Origin of the sequence: Rothia mucilaginosa, from assembly GCF_001061665.1 — a bacterium.
Taxonomy (GTDB): Bacteria; Actinomycetota; Actinomycetes; order Actinomycetales; family Micrococcaceae; genus Rothia; species Rothia mucilaginosa_A.
Genome location: NZ_JVSP01000002.1, coordinates 271,499 through 288,685 on the forward strand (window position 1 = coordinate 271,499; position 17,187 = coordinate 288,685).

Genomic DNA, 17,187 nt, shown 5'->3' on the forward strand with positions numbered 1-17,187 from the left:
AAGAACTCTCTGTTTTCACGACTTGGCATGCCCAAGCGATCTCTGGCACGTGTGGGCGCCGCCTGCCTGATTGCCGCCTCCGCAATTTTGCCTTCCGGTCAGATGGCCGGGGCGGCCCCCGCAGCTCAAGCCTCCCAAGCCACGCCCTACCTCGTGGGTGCCGGCGCAGCCGATATCACCGGTGAACCCGGCGAGGTCGGTTTCATGGGCTATGGTGAGACCTCCCAGAAGGGTAGTGGCGTGCATACCCGTCAGTATGCTCGCGCCTTTATTGCTGTTGACCGTGCCAGCGGTCAGCGTAACCTCATCGTGGTGTTGGATGCTCTCACCGGCTGGCAGTCTCTCCGAGATGAGCTGGTCAAGCGTATCCGCGCCGAGTATGGATCTGAATACTCGGAATCGAACATCATGATTACCGCAACTCATACGCATGCTACCCCGGGCGGCATTACCCATCAGAGCCTGTACAACATCACAACCCTGGGATTCCACCAGGACACCTTTAACGCCCAGGTTGAGGGAACCATGAAGGCCGTGCGTCAGGCAACGAAGGATCTGGCCCCGGGCAACCTGACGGTCTCGACCTCTAAGCTCACGGGTGTGGGTGTGAACCGTTCGCGCGAGGCTTATAACCGAGATTCGCAGGAGTTGCGTTCCAAGCTTCCGAACGGTACCGACCCGACTAACATGACCCTGCGTCTGGAACGTAACGGTAAGACTCGTGCGGTGCTGAACTGGTACGCGTTGCACCCGACTTCTCTGACCTCGAAGAATACCCTGATTTCAAGCGATAACAAGGGTTACGCCGAGTATCTGTTGGAGAATCAGGATCACGGCATTGACCGTAACGTCACGGGTAGCGGTGATGGTTTCGTTGCGGCGTTTGCAAATGCTAATGCCGGTGATGTTTCTCCGAATACGTGGCTCAAGCCGGGTCAGGGGCCCACCAAGGATGACCATCAGAACCTGAAGATTCAGGGGCAGAAGCAGGCAGATGCCGTGCGCGCCCAGCTCAAGAGCGCGGGTAACCCGGTGGGCACCGGCCTGGATTCGCGAATCTCCTACTTCAACTTCTCAGGTATGAACGTTGACGCGAAGTACACCGGAACCGGCCGTAATGAGCGCACCTGTCAGGGATTCTTGGGCACCGCTTTTGGTGCCGGCTCGACCGAAGATGGCGGTGGCGGCTGGGATGTGTATAAGGAAGGTTCCGGACGTCCCTCGATTTTGGGATTCCTTGCTTTTACTCCGAGCTCCGCTCAGATTAGCTGTCAGAAACCGAAGGGTATCCTCTTCTCTGCTAAAAATGGAACGATCATTCAGGAGAAGTTCCCCGTCCAGATTATGCGCTTTGGTGACTACTATCTGCTGGGTATGCCGGGCGAATTTACCGGCGCGGTGGGCGTGCAGTATCGTCAGGACGCCGCTAAGCTCTTCGGTGTGCCCGAGTCGCATATTATTCTGCAGGGGTACACCAACGCCTATGACCACTACGTGACGACCCCCGAGGAGTACGATTCGCAGCAGTATGAGGGCGGCGCAACCCTCTTTGGTCGTTATACCTCCAGCGCTTTCCGCCAGACGATTAACGAAGTGGGTACCTCCCTGAAGAACGGTACTTCTCTGAGTATCGGCGATCGTCCGCAGGATCGTCGCCCGGTGGCCAGCCTGCAGGGTAAGGTCGTCTATGACAGCCCGATGTTTGGCACGCGATATGGGCAGGTCACTCAGCAGCCGCAGGACGCTATTGCCGGTCGGCAGGAGGTTTCCGCGCGCTTTGTCGGCGCTCACCCGAATAACAATATTCATCACGACGGTAGCTACTTCGTGATTGAGCGTCGAGAGGGCAATACGTGGAAGTACTACACGGGCGATAACAACCCGGATACTTTCTACGAGTGGAAGCGCATGGGTATTGCCGCCTCGCAGGTGACGGTTCGTTGGAAGGTTCCCTTGAATACCCCAAAGGGCCAGTACCGCATTCGTTATTTCGGCACCGCAAAGAAGATTACGGGTGCGAAGACCAACTTTGAAGGTCAGACTCGCCAGTTCCAGGTTGTCTAAATACTGACAGCAACGGGATTGGGCGACGCTTGCGCCTTTGCCGGTACATGAGAAGTCGCCAAGAACTCGGGTTCTTGGCGACTTTTCGTATATTCGTATAACGGGGTGTCGGGGTGATGCCGTGGGAGTCGACAAGGACAGAATTGCAAGCATGTAATTTAAGTGGTGTAAATCACCGGAAACTGCCTTCATATCTGCTTAAAAGTGGAAAATCCGTGCAGCCCCGCTAGATTAAGCCGAGTTTAACCTGTATAGTCTTATGCGAAGTACTTGAGCTCGGTGTACTGGATCCACCCTTGGTGGGTTCCCTCGGGACTTTCCGAGGATACGGGCAAACGAATCAATGGCAGTATGGATACCGTCCTTTGGCGTTGCTTTTTGCTGACGCCTAAATGCCATTTTTACGTGTGCCCAAAAACTTTTTCGTCTTCGGATGAAAGATGAAAAGGAAACAGAACTCGCCGAGAGTTGAGGAACCTATAGAAACCAACCGGAGTGCCCAGTGCACCCGAGCGTTTCTGATAACCGAGAGCACCCATCCACTGCGATGGGGGCCAGTAAGTTTATACGGGCTTCTCCAACGAGAAACCCGATCAAGCAACGGAGAAAACGTGCCTACTATTCAGCAGCTGGTCCGTAAGGGCCGGACTCCCAAGGTCGTTAAGACCAAGGCGCCCGCACTGAAGGGCAACCCCATGAAGCGTGGCGTGTGCACCCGTGTGTACACCACCACCCCGAAGAAGCCGAACTCGGCACTGCGTAAGGTCGCTCGTGTCAAGCTCAACGGCGGCGTCGAGGTTACCGCATACATCCCCGGTGAGGGCCACAACCTGCAGGAGCACTCGATTGTGCTCGTTCGCGGTGGTCGTGTGAAGGACCTCCCCGGTGTTCGCTACAAGATCGTTCGTGGCGCTCTGGATACCCAGGGTGTTAAGGGTCGCGGCCAGGCTCGCTCCCGCTACGGCGCTAAGAAGGAGAAGAAGTAATGCCTCGTAAGGGTCCCGCTCCCAAGCGTCCCCTCGTAAACGATCCTGTTTACGGTTCTGCGCTGGTCACTCAGCTGATCAACAAGGTTCTGCTGGACGGTAAGAAGTCCGTCGCAGAGCGCATCGTCTACGGTGCCCTCGAGGGCGTCGAGAAGAAGACCGGTTCCGATCCGGTCGCAACCCTGAAGAAGGCTATGGACAACATCAAGCCTTCTCTCGAGGTTCGCTCCCGCCGCGTTGGCGGTGCAACCTACCAGGTTCCGGTTGAGGTTCGCCCCGGCCGTTCCACCGCTCTGGCTCTTCGCTGGCTCGTTGGCTTCTCCAAGCAGCGCCGCGAGAAGACCATGACTGAGCGTCTGATGAACGAGATCCTGGATGCGTCCAACGGTCTCGGTGCCGCTGTGAAGCGTCGCGAGGACACTCACAAGATGGCCGAGTCCAACAAGGCCTTCGCACACTACCGCTGGTAATTCTCCGTTTAGAGCCTGCCGAGTCGATTCGAGTCGGCAGGCTTTCGGAGTATCTCATTTAGGGAGAATAACGTGGCACTTGACGTGTTCACCGACCTTAGCAAGGTCCGCAACATCGGTATTATGGCGCACATCGACGCCGGTAAGACCACCACCACTGAGCGCATTCTGTTCTACACCGGTATTAACCACAAGATCGGTGAGACCCACGACGGCGCTTCCACCATGGACTGGATGGCTCAGGAGCAGGAGCGAGGTATCACCATTACCTCCGCAGCAACCACCTGCTTCTGGAAGGGCAACCAGATCAACATTATCGACACCCCCGGTCACGTCGACTTCACCGTTGAGGTTGAGCGCTCCCTGCGCGTCCTCGACGGCGCAGTTGCTGTGTTCGACGGCAAGGAAGGTGTTGAGCCCCAGTCTGAGACCGTTTGGCGCCAGGCTGACAAGTACGATGTCCCCCGTATCTGCTTCGTCAACAAGATGGACAAGATGGGTGCTGACTTCTACTTCACCGTTCAGACCATTATCGACCGCCTGGGCGCTCGCCCGCTGGTCCTCCAGCTCCCCATCGGTGCTGAGAGCGACTTCATCGGCGTTGTCGACCTGCTCGAGATGAAGGCATATGTGTGGCCCGGCGACGCCAAGGGCGACGTGACCATGGGTGCCTCCTACGAGGTTCAGGACATTCCTGCTGACCTGGTTGAGAAGGCTGAGCAGTACCGCTCCGAGCTGGTGGAGGCTGTTGCCGAGTCCAGCGAAGAGCTCATGGAGAAGTACCTCGAAGAGGGCGAGCTGACCATCCCCGAGATCAAGGCTGGTATCCGCCAGCTCGTGATCGCAGGCGAGGCATTCCCCGTTCTCTGCGGTTCTGCATTCAAGAACCGCGGTGTTCAGCCCATGCTGGACGCCGTGATTGATTACCTGCCCTCCCCGCTGGACGTTCCGGACGTCGTCGGCTCCAACCCCTCCAACGAGGAAGAGAAGCTGACCCGTAAGGCATCCGCTGACGAGCCCTTCGCAGCGCTGGCATTCAAGGTCGCAGCTCACCCGTTCTACGGTCAGCTGACCTACACCCGCGTGTACTCCGGTGTGGCAGCTCAGGGCCAGCAGGTTCTGAACTCCACCAAGGGTAAGAAGGAGCGTATCGGTAAGCTCTTCCAGATGCACTCCAACAAGGAGAACCCTGTTGAGGAGATCACCGCAGGTCACATTTACGCAGCAATCGGTCTGAAGGACACTACCACCGGTGACACCCTGTGCGACCCCGCACACCCGATTGTTCTCGAGTCGATGACCTTCCCCGACCCCGTGATCTTCGTGGCTATTGAGCCCAAGACCAAGGGCGACCAGGAGAAGATGTCCACCGCTATCCAGAAGCTCTCCGCTGAGGACCCCACCTTCACCGTTTCGCTGAACGAAGAAACCGGTCAGACCGAAATCGGTGGTATGGGTGAGCTGCACCTGGACATCATCGTCGACCGTATGAAGCGTGAGTTCAAGGTCGAGGCTAACGTTGGTAAGCCTCAGGTTGCATACCGCGAGACCATCAAGAAGGCAGTCGAGAAGGTCGACTACACCCACAAGAAGCAGACCGGTGGTTCCGGTCAGTTCGCAAAGGTGCAGGTCTCCTTCGAGCCCCTGCCCCTGGATGGCGAAGAGCTGTACCTGTTCGAGGACAAGGTCACCGGTGGCCGCGTGCCTCGCGAGTACATCCCCTCGGTCGACGCTGGTATCCAGGACGCCATGAAGTTCGGTGTCCTCGCTGGCTACCCGATGGTGGGCGTGAAGGCAACCCTGCTCGACGGCGCTTACCACGACGTCGACTCCTCCGAAATGGCGTTCAAGATCGCTGGTTCGATGGTCTTCAAGGAAGGCGCTAAGCGCGCTAACCCGGTCCTGCTCGAGCCGCTGATGGACGTTGAGGTTCGTACCCCCGAGGAGTACATGGGCGACGTGATCGGCGACCTGAACTCCCGCCGTGGCCAGGTTCGTTCCATGGAGGACGCATCCGGCGTTAAGATCATCAAGGCTATCGTGCCCCTGACCGAAATGTTCGGTTACATTGGCGACCTGCGTGGCAAGACCCAGGGTCGTGCAGTGTTCTCGATGGCATTCGATAGCTACGGCGAGGTTCCCAAGAACGTCGCTGACGAGATCATCCAGAAGAGCCGCGGCGAGTAATTCTCGCGACTCACCCGTGGGCCACGGGGTAAAACCCGTGGCCCACAGCGAAATTTTTCCATTAAATCCATCATTGAGAGCATGGACAGTTTCATCTCTGCGGCGTAATCCGCTATTGTAGACGCTAGACCGTTTTATAACGGGATGCGCCGGAGTGAAGATCCGCGTGCATGTTTTCAATCGTTCTAGGAGGAACACTCTTGGCTAAGGCTAAGTTCGAGCGCTCCAAGCCTCACGTTAACGTCGGTACCATTGGTCACGTTGACCACGGTAAGACCACCCTGACCGCAGCAATCTCCAAGGTTCTGGCTGACAAGTACCCGGACCTGAACGAGAAGCGCGACTTCGGCATGATCGACTCCGCTCCCGAGGAGCGCCAGCGCGGTATTACCATTAACATTGCTCACATTGAGTACCAGACCGAGAAGCGCCACTACGCACACGTTGACGCTCCCGGCCACGCTGACTACGTCAAGAACATGATTACCGGTGCGGCTCAGATGGACGGCGCAATCCTCGTGGTTGCTGCTACCGACGGCCCCATGGCACAGACCCGCGAGCACGTTCTGCTCGCTCGCCAGGTTGGCGTCCCCACCCTGCTGGTTGCACTGAACAAGGCAGACATGGTTGACGACGAAGAGCTCCTCGACCTCGTCGAGATGGAGGTCCGTGACCTCCTCTCCTCGCAGGAGTTCGACGGCGACAACGCCCCTGTCATTCGCGTTTCCGCACTGAAGGCTCTCGAAGGCGATCCCGAGTGGGTTGCTAAGATCGAGGAGCTCATGGACGCAGTCGACACCTACATCCCGGACCCCGTGCGTGAGAAGGACAAGCCCTTCCTCATGCCCATCGAGGACGTCTTCACCATCACCGGTCGTGGCACCGTGGTGACCGGCCGTGCAGAGCGCGGTACCCTGAAGCTGAACTCCGAGGTCGAGATCGTTGGTATCCGCCCGATCCAGAAGACCACCGTTACCGGTATCGAGATGTTCCACAAGCAGCTCGACGAGGCATGGGCAGGCGAGAACTGTGGTCTGCTGCTGCGTGGTCTGAAGCGCGACGATGTTGAGCGTGGTCAGGTTGTCGTGGAGCCGGGCTCCATCACCCCCCACACCGAGTTCGAGGCAAACGTCTACATCCTCTCCAAGGATGAGGGTGGCCGTCACAACCCCTTCTACTCCAACTACCGTCCTCAGTTCTACTTCCGTACCACTGACGTGACCGGCGTTATCACCCTCCCCGAGGGCACCGAGATGGTTATGCCCGGTGACAACACCGAGATGACCGTTGACCTGATTCAGCCCATCGCAATGGAAGAGGGCCTCGGCTTCGCTATCCGTGAGGGTGGCCGCACCGTTGGTTCGGGTCGCGTTACCAAGATCATCAAGTAATTGCCGTAAACTTTACGACAATTCGCTGGTGACCTGCCGGAGGGTTTTCCCCTCCACCAGGTAGCGATACTTAAGGACCCCCGCAGTTTTGCGGGGGTCCTTTTGTTATGCCCAGAACCGGTCTCGTAGTGGTCTTGCCATAGCACCTAGACAAAATCGTAGGCCGACCAGCGCAGGACAGGGCCGGATAACCCCTCACGGTACCCGAGCATTTAGAAGGGACCACGCAGAAAAATACGGGGGAAGAAAATCTAGAAGAAGAGCAACGGGGCGGAGGACAGGCCACGAAAGTGCGCGGGGCTTCGGAAACGTTCTGCCCTGTGACCGCAGACCTTGCTAGTTGTTCCTCGTCGCAATGGGGGATGGCGGAAGCGACAAAGAAGCAGCCCTCAGCCGTATGAAGCTGAGGGCCGCTTGAAGGTGGGGCGCCTTGGAAAACACGGCTTACCGTGACTTCTCAGGGCGTTAGCGAGGCAACGTCACTACGCCGAACGCCCGTCCCCTTCAGGAACGGAGTAGCCGCCACCGAGAGGCGGGGTCTGCGCCGGCGGAATAGACTGGCTATTCACCGATTGTGGTGCCTGCCCGCTGGGAGACTGCCCAACATATCCCTCGGCCGGGGGAAGAGCGGTAGCTTGAGAAACCGGAGTCTGCTCCACCGGAGTCGACGGGACGCCGCTGTCATCCTGGTGGCCACTTTGACGGGCAAGGAGCCTCCAAATGACGCCGGCAATAAGAATCACCGAGATGATGAGCAGGAAGAGCGGGTTGAGACCATTGAGCGAAATGGCAAGATCCACCGTCACCAGTACGGCCGATACGTATGCCCACGCCTTGGGGAGTACAAGACCGGCCAAGAGGGTCAGGCCAATGCCCAGTACGAGGAGGATAACGTCAGGGCCCCCGGTCGGAATTCTCCAAAGAACCAGCGTCAGGAGCGCCTGAAGACCCAGAGCGCAGTACAGGAGAGTAGACGACACCTGTTCATTGACGGGACGATGCGCTGCCAAATTCTTGAAAACATCAACCGCAGCGATGGCGAGAACAATCAAGAGGGCAATCTCCAGCACCAGGACGATGCGAGGTGCATCAGAATAATGCAGCATCAGCCGGGAGATAGAGAGGCAGAAAGCCGTCGTTGCGATGGTAGGTACCTGCTCCACTCGGCATACGGACATCAGACACAGCGTGCTTAGACCCCATAGGAGGGCGTTGAGCTCTACGTGAGTGGAGCTTAGCAGGCCCATTAGCGTGGCGAAATAGAGTACGCCCAGTGCGGGCACCATCAGCAGATAGTTGATCGGACCAAAAATACCCTGAGCCAGGGGGAGGCGGGGCGCAAACTGCGAGGTGGGTGCAGGCAGGGGACCGTGCATCGGAAGAACAACGTTCCTAGATCCCGCCTGGACGACTATGGAAGGACGTACGTTAGGATGCAGAACGGGATTCTCTCGGGGGATGAGGACCTTCAACACCCACAGAATAACGACAGCCAGAAGTGCGGAGTAGCCGAAGAACTCGGCGTGGTCCGAAGGAGCCGGAACCCCGGAGACATTCCAGAGAGCAGTGATACAGAACGTGCTCACGCTCAGAGAAGCACCGGGCTGTAGGTACGGAACCTTCAGAGCAACGCCAACACCCCAGACAGCAATCAGCAGAGCCGGAGCACCGACGGAGAGAAGGGGATCCTCAAGATATAGCAGGCCGCCGGTGAAAGCGCTGTAGCAGGCCGCCACCGTAAAGACTCCCGTCGCGATGTATAGCTCGGCAATGCGGCGAGTGCGGGCATAGAGGAGAACACTGTACAGGGTTTGTGCAGCCATTAGAGCAACGAAGAAGAAATGGACGACCATCGTCTTCACATCGTTATTCATGGACAGAAGCAATAGCGACCAGCAGATAGGCAGACGAGAAACAGTCAGAATCTCGGTGCGGATTGCTGAACGAGGGGGCAACATAAGACCGAGCGCCGCGTATAGCACGGTGATCAAAGTCGGGAGAACAGCGACCCACAGCGTGTACCCGGCGATATCCAAGGTACCTGTTATCACCGTGGCGAGGGCGCTACGGTAGTACAGGGTCCCGACCAAGCCGATCAGAAGAAGCCCATAGAGACCAATACGCGTCAGAACCAGCAGGGTGTAGCGCATATCGTCGCGGTTTGAAATGCCGAAGATACGCCCCAACAGCAGAATAGCCAAAAGGCTGAGTAGAAGAAGCGCTGCGGAGAACATACCGAAGTAGGCCCAGAAATGCTGGGCAATCGTCTTGACGGTAATGTCCACGAACATCGAGGCGAGCAACGACAGAGAACCAAGGAACAGGTAAGCCAGCCCCTCGGGGGTTCTCCGTAGACCCGGGATCCCCTGAATCTCAGCGGAGGGAAGAGCGAAGATGAGCAGGCCCGCAAGTGCAAATACGAGTGCGAAGACCAGACGCATCTCGATGGGCTGCATATCAGGGAAGAGGGTCGTCGCAAGCAGGAAGAAACCTAGCGCATACCCGAGGGTACTCATCATGGATCCTGCAAAGCGTAGTTTGATGTCGCTGCGGCTCAAAATGTAGATGATGGTAGATGCGCCAAAGAAGAGGTAGAAATCGCCCTGGGTGTTCCCATTCGCGATATTGATCAAGAGGGCGATGCAGGGGAGAAGTGCCGAGAAGGCCAGCAACGCCATCGGCCGAAGAGCCTTACGGTAGGTCAGGCAGCTGATCAGATAGAAGATACCGATACCCCAGGAAGCGGGGAAGATCGTGTGGGGGGTCTGCACGTACGGTAGAAGCTCGGCCCAGCCGCTTTCTACATAGGGGGAAGCTATGGCGAGGGCGGCTACAAACGCACAAGAAAGGAGGATGAGACCGAAGCCTGCGTCGTAGGTAGGAAGCCACTCGAACTTCTCGCGAGGCAACTGAGCAGCAGAAGAGCTCCAAGGAATCTTGGATACCGTAGCCTCTTGATGCTGAGTGGGGAGTTGCGCATTAGCCATAGTGCGCACGCGGGGGACGAAGACGTACACAGAAACAATGTTGGTGACGAGTACGGTAATCGCAAAAATCGAGGGAGTCCAGACAATTTGGTTCAACCCATCAGCAAATGCCAGGACAGCAATAAGCGGGTAGATTCGTGCCTGAACAAAGTAGTCGATCTTCCCCTCCATGCACAGGAAGAGGATAGCGTGGACAGACATCACCGTGAAGGCGATACCCATGTCCAGAGAGGACATCTCATAGGTAAAGAAGAAAATGGACGCCGCGGTGACCGGAACAAAAATTCGTGATGAATCAACGAGACCTTCGCGGATACCCCGTGGAGCGGCTTCGGGAACAAAGTGAAGTACGAGTCCCAAGACAATCGCTACGACCGTGAGGACAATGAAGTACCAAACGAAGGGGAGCTCAACCACCCTCGTGGCGGCCAACGAATCTGAAATAAAGAAAGAAATTAGGAGATAACCCATGACACGGTTACGCATCAGAGTACATGCTCCAATAATTGCGGCGGTACCAATCAGAGAAGTGATAAGCCAGATGAAACGGCCCTGATCCCAGATACCGAGGATATACGTGGCAATACCCGTGAGGGGGATGAAAGCCAAGCCGGTCGCCGTAAAGGAATAGGAAGCGATGCGCAGACGCTTCACGAAACGGTAGGTCAACAGGCCCGCACCGTAAAAGACAACGGCCCCCAGCGCTAACGCGAGGACGCGAATCAGCGCCGTCTCGTCGGTCGAGGAAGTCACCGAAGTAATGAAAAGGGCAGCAGCTCCAATGAGCAGAAGCGAACCGATGTACAGAACAATATTGAGGAAGAGGTCCTCATTCATCCGCTGAGGATGCGGTGTTTGATGAGAGTACATTTCTCCGCGGGTGACCTGCGACGGTGCAGGGGAGGGAGGGAACGGTGCTTGCTCGTTATAGGGTTGGTTGATGGGGGAGTGCGTGTGACTGGGTGCCCGGTGAGGTTGTGTCGGCTGAGACATGATTTCTCCTTAGGCTAAGTGGTACTTCTACCATACGAGTACTACTAGGCTTGAAAGCTATATTTCGGGGTATAAACTGCATGGAAAATACTGAAAGTAGGTTTAGAAGTCTCTGTGAAGGACACACCGGGCGATGATGTCTGGTTACGGAGAGGGGCAGGAAGGTCTTTTAAGTGTTCTTAACCACTTAATGAACGTTGGCATTGCGAGAACCCCCGAATATTTGAGAGAATTGACGACGTTGTCAAAGTGTCTATCTGTATCAGATAGGCCCACGTATGACCCGGTCCGAAGGATGACGGGACGAGTTTGTCTAGAATATAGACGACACGCCCGAGTTCGGGGGTCGGTACTCAGGCGGGGTGAGGAACCCGGCAAGGCCGGATTCAGTCCGTTCTGGGTGGCGCACGTGATGAATATATCGCGTTCCTTAAGCGCTATAACAAAGGAGCAAAAGCTCCGATACAGGGAATACATCAAGAAAGAGAGTCCGACAGATGGCGGGACAGAAAATCCGCATCCGTCTGAAGTCCTATGACCACGAGGTCATCGATTCTTCGGCACGGAAAATCGTCGAAACGGTCAAGGGCGCAGGCGCAACTGTAGTTGGCCCCGTGCCGCTGCCGACCGAGAAGAACGTCTACTGTGTTATTCGTTCTCCCCACAAGTACAAGGACAGCCGCGAGCACTTCGAGATGCGTACGCACAAGCGTCTGATCGACGTTGTTGATCCGACCCCCAAGGCTGTTGATGCCCTCATGCGTCTCGACCTGCCGGCAGACGTAAACATCGAGATCAAGCTGTAGAGGATCGCATCTAATGACTAACAAATTCGAGCGCCAGGTGAAGGGCCTGCTGGGCACCAAGCTCGGCATGACCCAGGTCTGGGACGAGGACGGCAAGTTTGTGCCCGTCACCGTCGTCAAGGCTGATTCTAACGTTGTTACCCAGATCCGTAACCAGGAGACTGACGGCTACGAAGCTGTTCAGATTGGTTTCGGTGCAATCGACTCTCGCAAGGTTACCAAGCCCCTGGCTGGTCACTTCGAGAAGGCCGGTGTTACCCCCCGTCGTCACATTGTCGAGCTGCGTACCGCAGATGCTTCTGAGTATTCCCTCGGTCAGGAACTGACCGTTGAGCTCTTCGAAGCAGGCCAGAAGGTCGACGTCGTTGGCAAGACCAAGGGTAAGGGCTTCGCAGGTGTTATGAAGCGTCACGGCTTCAAGGGTGTTGGCGCGTCTCACGGTCAGCACAAGAACCACCGCAAGCCCGGTTCCATCGGTGGCGCATCCTACCCCGCACGCGTGTTCAAGGGTATGCGCATGGCTGGCCGTATGGGCGCAGCACGTCACACTACCTTGAACCTGACTATCCAGGGTGTGGACGCAGAGAACAATGTCCTGCTGATCAAGGGCGCAATCCCCGGTCCCAAGGGCGGCGTTGTTCTGGTTCGTACCGCTGTGAAGGGAGCCTAATACATCATGGCTGTTAAGACCCTTAAGGTAGACCTGCCCGCAGAGATTTTCGACGCGCAGGCATCCGTGCCCCTGCTGCACCAGGTTGTCGTTGCACAGCTCGCAGCAGCACGTCAGGGCACCCACAAGGCTAAGAACCGCGGCGAGGTTTCCGGTGCAGGCCGTAAGCCCTTCAAGCAGAAGGGTACCGGTAACGCACGTCAGGGCTCCATCCGTGCACCGCACATGACTGGCGGTGGCGTTGTTCACGGTCCGACCCCGCGTAACTACGCACAGCGCACCCCCAAGAAGATGATCGCCGCTGCATTGCGCGGTGCTCTCTCTGACCGCGCTCGTCACGACCGCGTCCACGTTGTCGAGAACTTCATCTCCGGTGAGACCCCCTCGACCAAGGCTGCAAAGGCTGCATTCGCAGCTATCACCGAGCGCAAGAACATCCTTCTTGTGATTGCTCGTGCAGAGGACGTTGTGGCTCTGTCCGCACGTAACCTGGAGAATGTCCACGTTCTGTACGTCGACCAGCTCAACACCTACGATGTGCTGGTTTCGGACGACGTGGTCTTCACCAAGGCAGCATTCGACGCATTCGTTGCTGCAGCTCAGAAGAAGGAGGGCGCTAAGTAATGAGCGTTTCCACCAAGTCTGTATACGACGTGATCATTGCTCCCGTCGTTTCCGAGAAGAGCTACGGTCAGCTCGACGAAGGTAAGTACACCTTCGAGGTCGCTACCGATTCCAACAAGCTGGAAATCAAGCAGGCCATCGAGAAGATCTTTGACGTCAAGGTTGCTTCCGTCAACACCATCAACCGTCAGGGCAAGCGCAAGCGCACCCGTTTCGGTTGGGGCGCTCGCAAGAACACCAAGCGTGCGATTGTGACCCTCAAGGAAGGCACCATCGACATCTTCGGCGGTCCGCAGGCATAAGCCCCGCGGAGACCACTTTAACGAAGGAAGAAATATCTAAATGGGTATTCGTAAGTACAAGCCGACGACCCCGGGTCGCCGCGGTTCGAGCGTTGCTGATTTCGCAGAGATCACCCGCTCCACCCCGGAGAAGTCCCTGCTTCGTCCGCTTCACAAGACCGGCGGCCGTAACAACACCGGCCGCATCACCACCCGTCACAAGGGTGGCGGCCACAAGCGCCAGTACCGTCTGATCGACTTCCGTCGTCACGACAAGGACGGCGTGAACGCACGCGTTGCACACATCGAGTACGATCCCAACCGTACCGCACGCATCGCACTGCTGCACTACGTCGATGGTTCCAAGCGTTACATCATCGCTCCGAACAAGCTCGCTCAGGGCGACATCGTCGAGTCCGGTCCCGCAGCTGACATCAAGCCCGGCAACAACCTGCCCCTGCGCAACATCCCGGTTGGTACCGTGATTCACTGCGTCGAGCTCCGCCCCGGTGGCGGCGCAAAGCTGGCACGTTCCGCTGGTGCTTCTGTCCAGCTGGTTGCTAAGGAAGGCAAGTACGGCCAGCTCCGTCTGCCCTCCGGCGAAATCCGCAACGTGGATGTTCGCTGCCGCGCAACCGTGGGCGAGGTCGGCAACGCCGAGCAGTCCAACATCAACTGGGGTAAGGCTGGCCGCAACCGCTGGAAGGGCATCCGCCCGACCGTCCGTGGTGTGGTTATGAACCCGGTTGACCACCCGCACGGTGGTGGTGAAGGTAAGACCTCCGGTGGTCGTCACCCGGTTAACCCCAACGGTAAGCCCGAGGGTCGTACCCGCCGTCCCAACAAGGAAAGCGACAAGCTCATCGTTCGTCGCCGTCGTACTGGCAAGAAGCGCTAAGGAGCCTGAAACATGCCTCGTAGTTTGAAGAAGGGCCCTTTCGTTGATCAGCACCTCTACCTGAAGGTTGCAGCTCAGAACGAGAAGGGCACCAAGAACGTAATTAAGACTTGGTCGCGTCGCTCGATGATTATCCCCGACATGCTCGGTCACACCATCGCAGTGTACGACGGTCGCAAGCACGTGCCGGTGTTCATCACCGAGTCGATGGTTGGTCACAAGCTCGGTGAGTTTGCTCCGACCCGCACTTTCCGCAGCCATGTGAAGGACGACCGTAAGGGCAAGCGTCGCTAATCGGTTCATACCGATAAGCTAACGTTTCCCTTTCGGCAATAGACGAAAGAGAGATAGGCAATGGAAGCCAAGGCATCAGCGCGTTTCGTTCGCGTTACGCCTATGAAGGCCCGCCGTGTCGTCAACCTGATCCGTGGTAAGCAGGCGGAAGAGGCTCTGGCGATTCTGAAGTTTGCCCCCCAGGCAGCTTCGGAACCGGTATACAAGATCGTTGCTTCGGCAGTAGCTAACGCTCGTCAGAAGGCAACCCAGCAGGGTCTGCCCTTCCGCGAGGAAGAGCTGTTCATCAGCGAAGCATTCGTGAACGAGGGCCCGACCATGAAGCGCATTCAGCCCCGCGCTCAGGGTCGTGCATACCGAATCAACAAGCGCACCAGCCACATCACCGTGGTAGTTGCTACCCCGGAGAAGGAGGAGGACCGCTAAATGGGTCAGAAAATTCACCCGAACGGTTTCCGACTGGGCATCACCACTGACCACGTCTCCAAGTGGTTCGCTGATTCCAACAAGCCCGGCGAGCGTTACGCAGACTTCGTCCGTGAGGACGTGAAGATCCGCGAGCTGCTGGCAAAGAACCTGGATCGCGCAGGCGTTGCAAAGGTCGAGATCGAGCGTACCCGTGACCGCGTGCGTGTGGACATCCACACCGCTCGTCCCGGTATCGTGATTGGCCGTCGTGGCGCAGAAGCAGACCGCATCCGCGGCGAGCTCGAGAAGCTCACCGGCAAGCAGATTCAGCTGAACATCCTCGAGGTTGCTAACCCCGACCTCTCCGCTCAGCTGGTTGCACAGAGCATCGCAGAGCAGCTCGCATCGCGTGTTGCATTCCGCCGTGCAATGAAGAAGGCAATCCAGTCCGCACAGCGTGCAGGCGCAAAGGGTATCCGTATCCAGTGCTCCGGCCGTCTGGGTGGCGCTGAAATGTCCCGTTCCGAGTTCTACCGCGAAGGCCGTGTGCCCCTGCACACCCTGCGCGCGAACATCGACTACGGCTTCTTCGAGGCCAAGACCACCTTCGGCCGCATCGGTGTGAAGGTCTGGATCTACAAGGGCGACCTGACCGACAAGGAGCTGGCAGCTCAGCAGGCAGCAAACAACCGCCGTGGCAACCGCCGCGATGGTGACCGCCGCCGCCAGGGCAACCGTGGTCCTCGTCGCGAGCGCCGCAACGAGAACGCTTCGGCAAAGGTCGAGGCCAAGACTGCAGAGAACGGTGAGGCATAAATGCTTATTCCCCGTCGAGTAAAGTACCGTAAGCAGCACCACCCCAAGCGTAGTGGTCTCGCAAAGGGCGGCACCGAGGTTAGCTTCGGTGAGTGGGGCATCCAGGCCCTGACCCCCGCATACGTGACCAACCGTCAGATTGAGGCTGCACGTATCGCAATGACCCGTCACATCAAGCGTGGCGGTAAGGTCTGGATCAACATTTACCCGGACCGCCCCCTGACCAAGAAGCCCGCCGAAACCCGTATGGGTTCCGGTAAGGGTTCGCCCGAGTGGTGGGTCGCAAATGTCAAGCCGGGTCGAGTCATGTTTGAACTCGCCGGTGTGTCCGAAGAGGTGGCTCGCGAGGCAATGCGCCTGGCAATCCACAAGCTCCCGATGAAGGCACGTATTGTGCGTCGCCGTGAAGGTGGTGAATAAGCGAGATGGCAGTAGGCTCCAAGGACCTGAGCATCGAGAAGCTCGCAGCACTCTCTAACGAGGATCTGGCTGCAAAGCTGAGCGAAGCGAAGAAGGAACTCTTCAACATCCGCTTCCAAGAAGTCACCGGTCAGGCTAATGCAGGTCGTCGCCGCACTATTAAGCGCGACATCGCACGTATCTACACCGTGCTGCGTGAGCGCGAGCTCGGTATTCGTCCCGCAACTGAAGGTGAGTCCAAGTGAGTGAAGTAAAGAACGAAGAGCGCGGCTACCGTAAGACCCGCCGCGGCTACGTTGTCTCCGACAAGATGGACAAGACCGTTGTCGTCGAGGTCGAGGACCACGTGAAGCACGCTCTGTACGGCAAGGTTGTTCGCCGTAGCTCCAAGATCAAGGCACACGATGAGCAGAACACTGCAGGCATCGGTGACCTCGTTCTGATTGCAGAGACCCGTCCGCTGTCCGCTTCCAAGCGTTGGCGCGTCGTGGAGATTCTGGAGAAGGCTAAGTAAGCCTTTCCGCAGAATCATCTGCTAGAGCAATAATGGCCCCTTCCCCACAACTGTGGGGGAGGGGCCATTGTTATACCCCGGGATGAGAAACATCGCGAGCTAAAGAACGTCATATTTGGAGATTGGTCGTCATATATAGAAACAGTACTTTTGCCGGGGCCGGCTTTCTGTAGAGCATAAATAATGATCTGACCTGGATAAATATGGGAAAAGGCAGATTTTACGGGCAGTAGATGGGCAACAGGTACTGGGGGAAGACTTAGACAGAGCTGAAAATAGGTTGAAAACCTCCTGAGAAGGTGTTTATCATCGACTCTATAAGTGCTTAGCTATGCCTTGCCTATATATTAGGGGTAGTCGAGCACCTAATCCGGAGGT

17 protein-coding genes are annotated in these 17,187 nt (G+C 57.2%); 16 read left to right on the forward strand and 1 reads right to left on the reverse strand.

The window, feature by feature from the left end; all coding sequences use genetic code 11:
* Window positions 1-27 precede the first annotated feature (27 nt).
* From ADJ95_RS01470 to tuf, 5 genes are all read left to right on the forward strand, one after another.
* Window positions 28-2,064: a neutral/alkaline non-lysosomal ceramidase N-terminal domain-containing protein gene (locus ADJ95_RS01470; RefSeq protein WP_049331901.1), complete on the forward strand. Its 2,037-nt coding sequence runs from the start codon at window positions 28-30 to the stop codon at window positions 2,062-2,064.
* Between the two features lie 611 nt (window positions 2,065-2,675).
* On the forward strand, window positions 2,676-3,050 hold the full coding sequence (gene rpsL / locus ADJ95_RS01475) for a 30S ribosomal protein S12 (RefSeq protein ID WP_005504939.1): 375 nt from the start codon (window positions 2,676-2,678) through the stop codon (window positions 3,048-3,050).
* Window positions 3,050-3,520 carry a 30S ribosomal protein S7 gene (gene rpsG / locus ADJ95_RS01480; RefSeq protein ID WP_005504941.1) on the forward strand — a complete coding sequence of 157 codons (471 nt, stop codon included), beginning with the start codon at window positions 3,050-3,052 and terminating at the stop codon, window positions 3,518-3,520. The genes rpsL and rpsG overlap by 1 nt, the downstream gene beginning before the upstream one ends.
* Window positions 3,521-3,592: 72 nt before the next feature.
* Entirely contained in the window at window positions 3,593-5,707 is a 2,115-nt protein-coding gene (fusA, locus tag ADJ95_RS01485) for an elongation factor G (RefSeq protein ID WP_049331904.1), read from the forward strand.
* 200 nt (window positions 5,708-5,907) lie between these two features.
* Window positions 5,908-7,098 (forward strand): elongation factor Tu, encoded by a 1,191-nt coding sequence (gene tuf, locus ADJ95_RS01490; RefSeq protein WP_049331906.1) that lies wholly within the window; start codon window positions 5,908-5,910, stop codon window positions 7,096-7,098.
* Between the two features lie 482 nt (window positions 7,099-7,580).
* Here tuf and ADJ95_RS01495 read toward each other — a convergent pair whose 3' ends face one another.
* Entirely contained in the window at window positions 7,581-11,078 is a 3,498-nt protein-coding gene (locus ADJ95_RS01495) for a Fe2+/Zn2+ uptake regulation protein (RefSeq protein ID WP_152691679.1), read from the reverse strand.
* A gap of 497 nt (window positions 11,079-11,575) precedes the next feature.
* Here ADJ95_RS01495 and rpsJ point away from each other — a divergent pair, with 497 nt between their 5' ends.
* From rpsJ to rpsQ, 11 genes are read left to right on the forward strand one after another with little or no spacing between them, the layout of a single operon-like run.
* Window positions 11,576-11,884 (forward strand): 30S ribosomal protein S10, encoded by a 309-nt coding sequence (gene rpsJ / locus ADJ95_RS01500; protein ID WP_004005287.1) that lies wholly within the window; start codon window positions 11,576-11,578, stop codon window positions 11,882-11,884.
* A 13-nt stretch (window positions 11,885-11,897) separates the two neighbouring features.
* A complete protein-coding gene (gene rplC / locus ADJ95_RS01505; RefSeq protein ID WP_005504955.1) occupies window positions 11,898-12,554 on the forward strand; it encodes a 50S ribosomal protein L3 in 657 nt (218 codons plus the stop codon).
* A gap of 6 nt (window positions 12,555-12,560) precedes the next feature.
* On the forward strand, window positions 12,561-13,178 hold the full coding sequence (gene rplD / locus ADJ95_RS01510; protein WP_049331907.1) for a 50S ribosomal protein L4: 618 nt from the start codon (window positions 12,561-12,563) through the stop codon (window positions 13,176-13,178).
* Window positions 13,178-13,480, forward strand: a complete 303-nt coding sequence (gene rplW, locus ADJ95_RS01515; RefSeq protein ID WP_005504959.1) for a 50S ribosomal protein L23 — start codon at window positions 13,178-13,180, stop codon at window positions 13,478-13,480. Before rplD ends, rplW begins: the two co-directional genes overlap by 1 nt.
* A 40-nt stretch (window positions 13,481-13,520) precedes the next feature.
* Window positions 13,521-14,357 (forward strand): 50S ribosomal protein L2, encoded by an 837-nt coding sequence (rplB, locus tag ADJ95_RS01520; protein WP_049331908.1) that lies wholly within the window; start codon window positions 13,521-13,523, stop codon window positions 14,355-14,357.
* A gap of 12 nt (window positions 14,358-14,369) precedes the next feature.
* Window positions 14,370-14,651: a 30S ribosomal protein S19 gene (gene rpsS, locus ADJ95_RS01525; protein ID WP_004005282.1), complete on the forward strand. Its 282-nt coding sequence runs from the start codon at window positions 14,370-14,372 to the stop codon at window positions 14,649-14,651.
* 60 nt (window positions 14,652-14,711) lie between these two features.
* Window positions 14,712-15,077: a 50S ribosomal protein L22 gene (gene rplV / locus ADJ95_RS01530; protein ID WP_005504964.1), complete on the forward strand. Its 366-nt coding sequence runs from the start codon at window positions 14,712-14,714 to the stop codon at window positions 15,075-15,077.
* Window positions 15,078-15,875: a 30S ribosomal protein S3 gene (gene rpsC, locus ADJ95_RS01535; protein ID WP_049331911.1), complete on the forward strand. Its 798-nt coding sequence runs from the start codon at window positions 15,078-15,080 to the stop codon at window positions 15,873-15,875.
* Window positions 15,876-16,295: a 50S ribosomal protein L16 gene (gene rplP, locus ADJ95_RS01540; RefSeq protein WP_049331913.1), complete on the forward strand. Its 420-nt coding sequence runs from the start codon at window positions 15,876-15,878 to the stop codon at window positions 16,293-16,295.
* Window positions 16,296-16,300: 5 nt separating this feature from the next.
* Complete coding sequence (rpmC, locus tag ADJ95_RS01545; RefSeq protein ID WP_049331915.1) at window positions 16,301-16,540, forward strand: 50S ribosomal protein L29; 240 nt, start codon at window positions 16,301-16,303, stop codon at window positions 16,538-16,540.
* Entirely contained in the window at window positions 16,537-16,809 is a 273-nt protein-coding gene (gene rpsQ, locus ADJ95_RS01550; RefSeq protein ID WP_049331917.1) for a 30S ribosomal protein S17, read from the forward strand. The genes rpmC and rpsQ overlap by 4 nt, the downstream gene beginning before the upstream one ends.
* Window positions 16,810-17,187 lie beyond the last annotated feature (378 nt).

What these genes read in the sequence shown, in the direction of transcription:
- ADJ95_RS01470 (WP_049331901.1), top strand. Translation starts at nt 28, where the DNA reads ATGCCCAAGCGATCTCTGGCACGTGTGGGCGCCGCCTGCCTGATTGCC.
- rpsG (WP_005504941.1), top strand. Translation starts at nt 3,050, where the DNA reads ATGCCTCGTAAGGGTCCCGCTCCCAAGCGTCCCCTCGTAAACGATCCT.
- ADJ95_RS01495 (WP_152691679.1), bottom strand. Translation starts at nt 11,078, where the DNA reads ATGTCTCAGCCGACACAACCTCACCGGGCACCCAGTCACACGCACTCC.
- rpsJ (WP_004005287.1), top strand. Translation starts at nt 11,576, where the DNA reads ATGGCGGGACAGAAAATCCGCATCCGTCTGAAGTCCTATGACCACGAG.
- rplC (WP_005504955.1), top strand. Translation starts at nt 11,898, where the DNA reads ATGACTAACAAATTCGAGCGCCAGGTGAAGGGCCTGCTGGGCACCAAG.
- rplD (WP_049331907.1), top strand. Translation starts at nt 12,561, where the DNA reads ATGGCTGTTAAGACCCTTAAGGTAGACCTGCCCGCAGAGATTTTCGAC.
- rplW (WP_005504959.1), top strand. Translation starts at nt 13,178, where the DNA reads ATGAGCGTTTCCACCAAGTCTGTATACGACGTGATCATTGCTCCCGTC.
- rplB (WP_049331908.1), top strand. Translation starts at nt 13,521, where the DNA reads ATGGGTATTCGTAAGTACAAGCCGACGACCCCGGGTCGCCGCGGTTCG.
- rpsS (WP_004005282.1), top strand. Translation starts at nt 14,370, where the DNA reads ATGCCTCGTAGTTTGAAGAAGGGCCCTTTCGTTGATCAGCACCTCTAC.
- rplV (WP_005504964.1), top strand. Translation starts at nt 14,712, where the DNA reads ATGGAAGCCAAGGCATCAGCGCGTTTCGTTCGCGTTACGCCTATGAAG.
- rpsC (WP_049331911.1), top strand. Translation starts at nt 15,078, where the DNA reads ATGGGTCAGAAAATTCACCCGAACGGTTTCCGACTGGGCATCACCACT.
- rplP (WP_049331913.1), top strand. Translation starts at nt 15,876, where the DNA reads ATGCTTATTCCCCGTCGAGTAAAGTACCGTAAGCAGCACCACCCCAAG.
- rpmC (WP_049331915.1), top strand. Translation starts at nt 16,301, where the DNA reads ATGGCAGTAGGCTCCAAGGACCTGAGCATCGAGAAGCTCGCAGCACTC.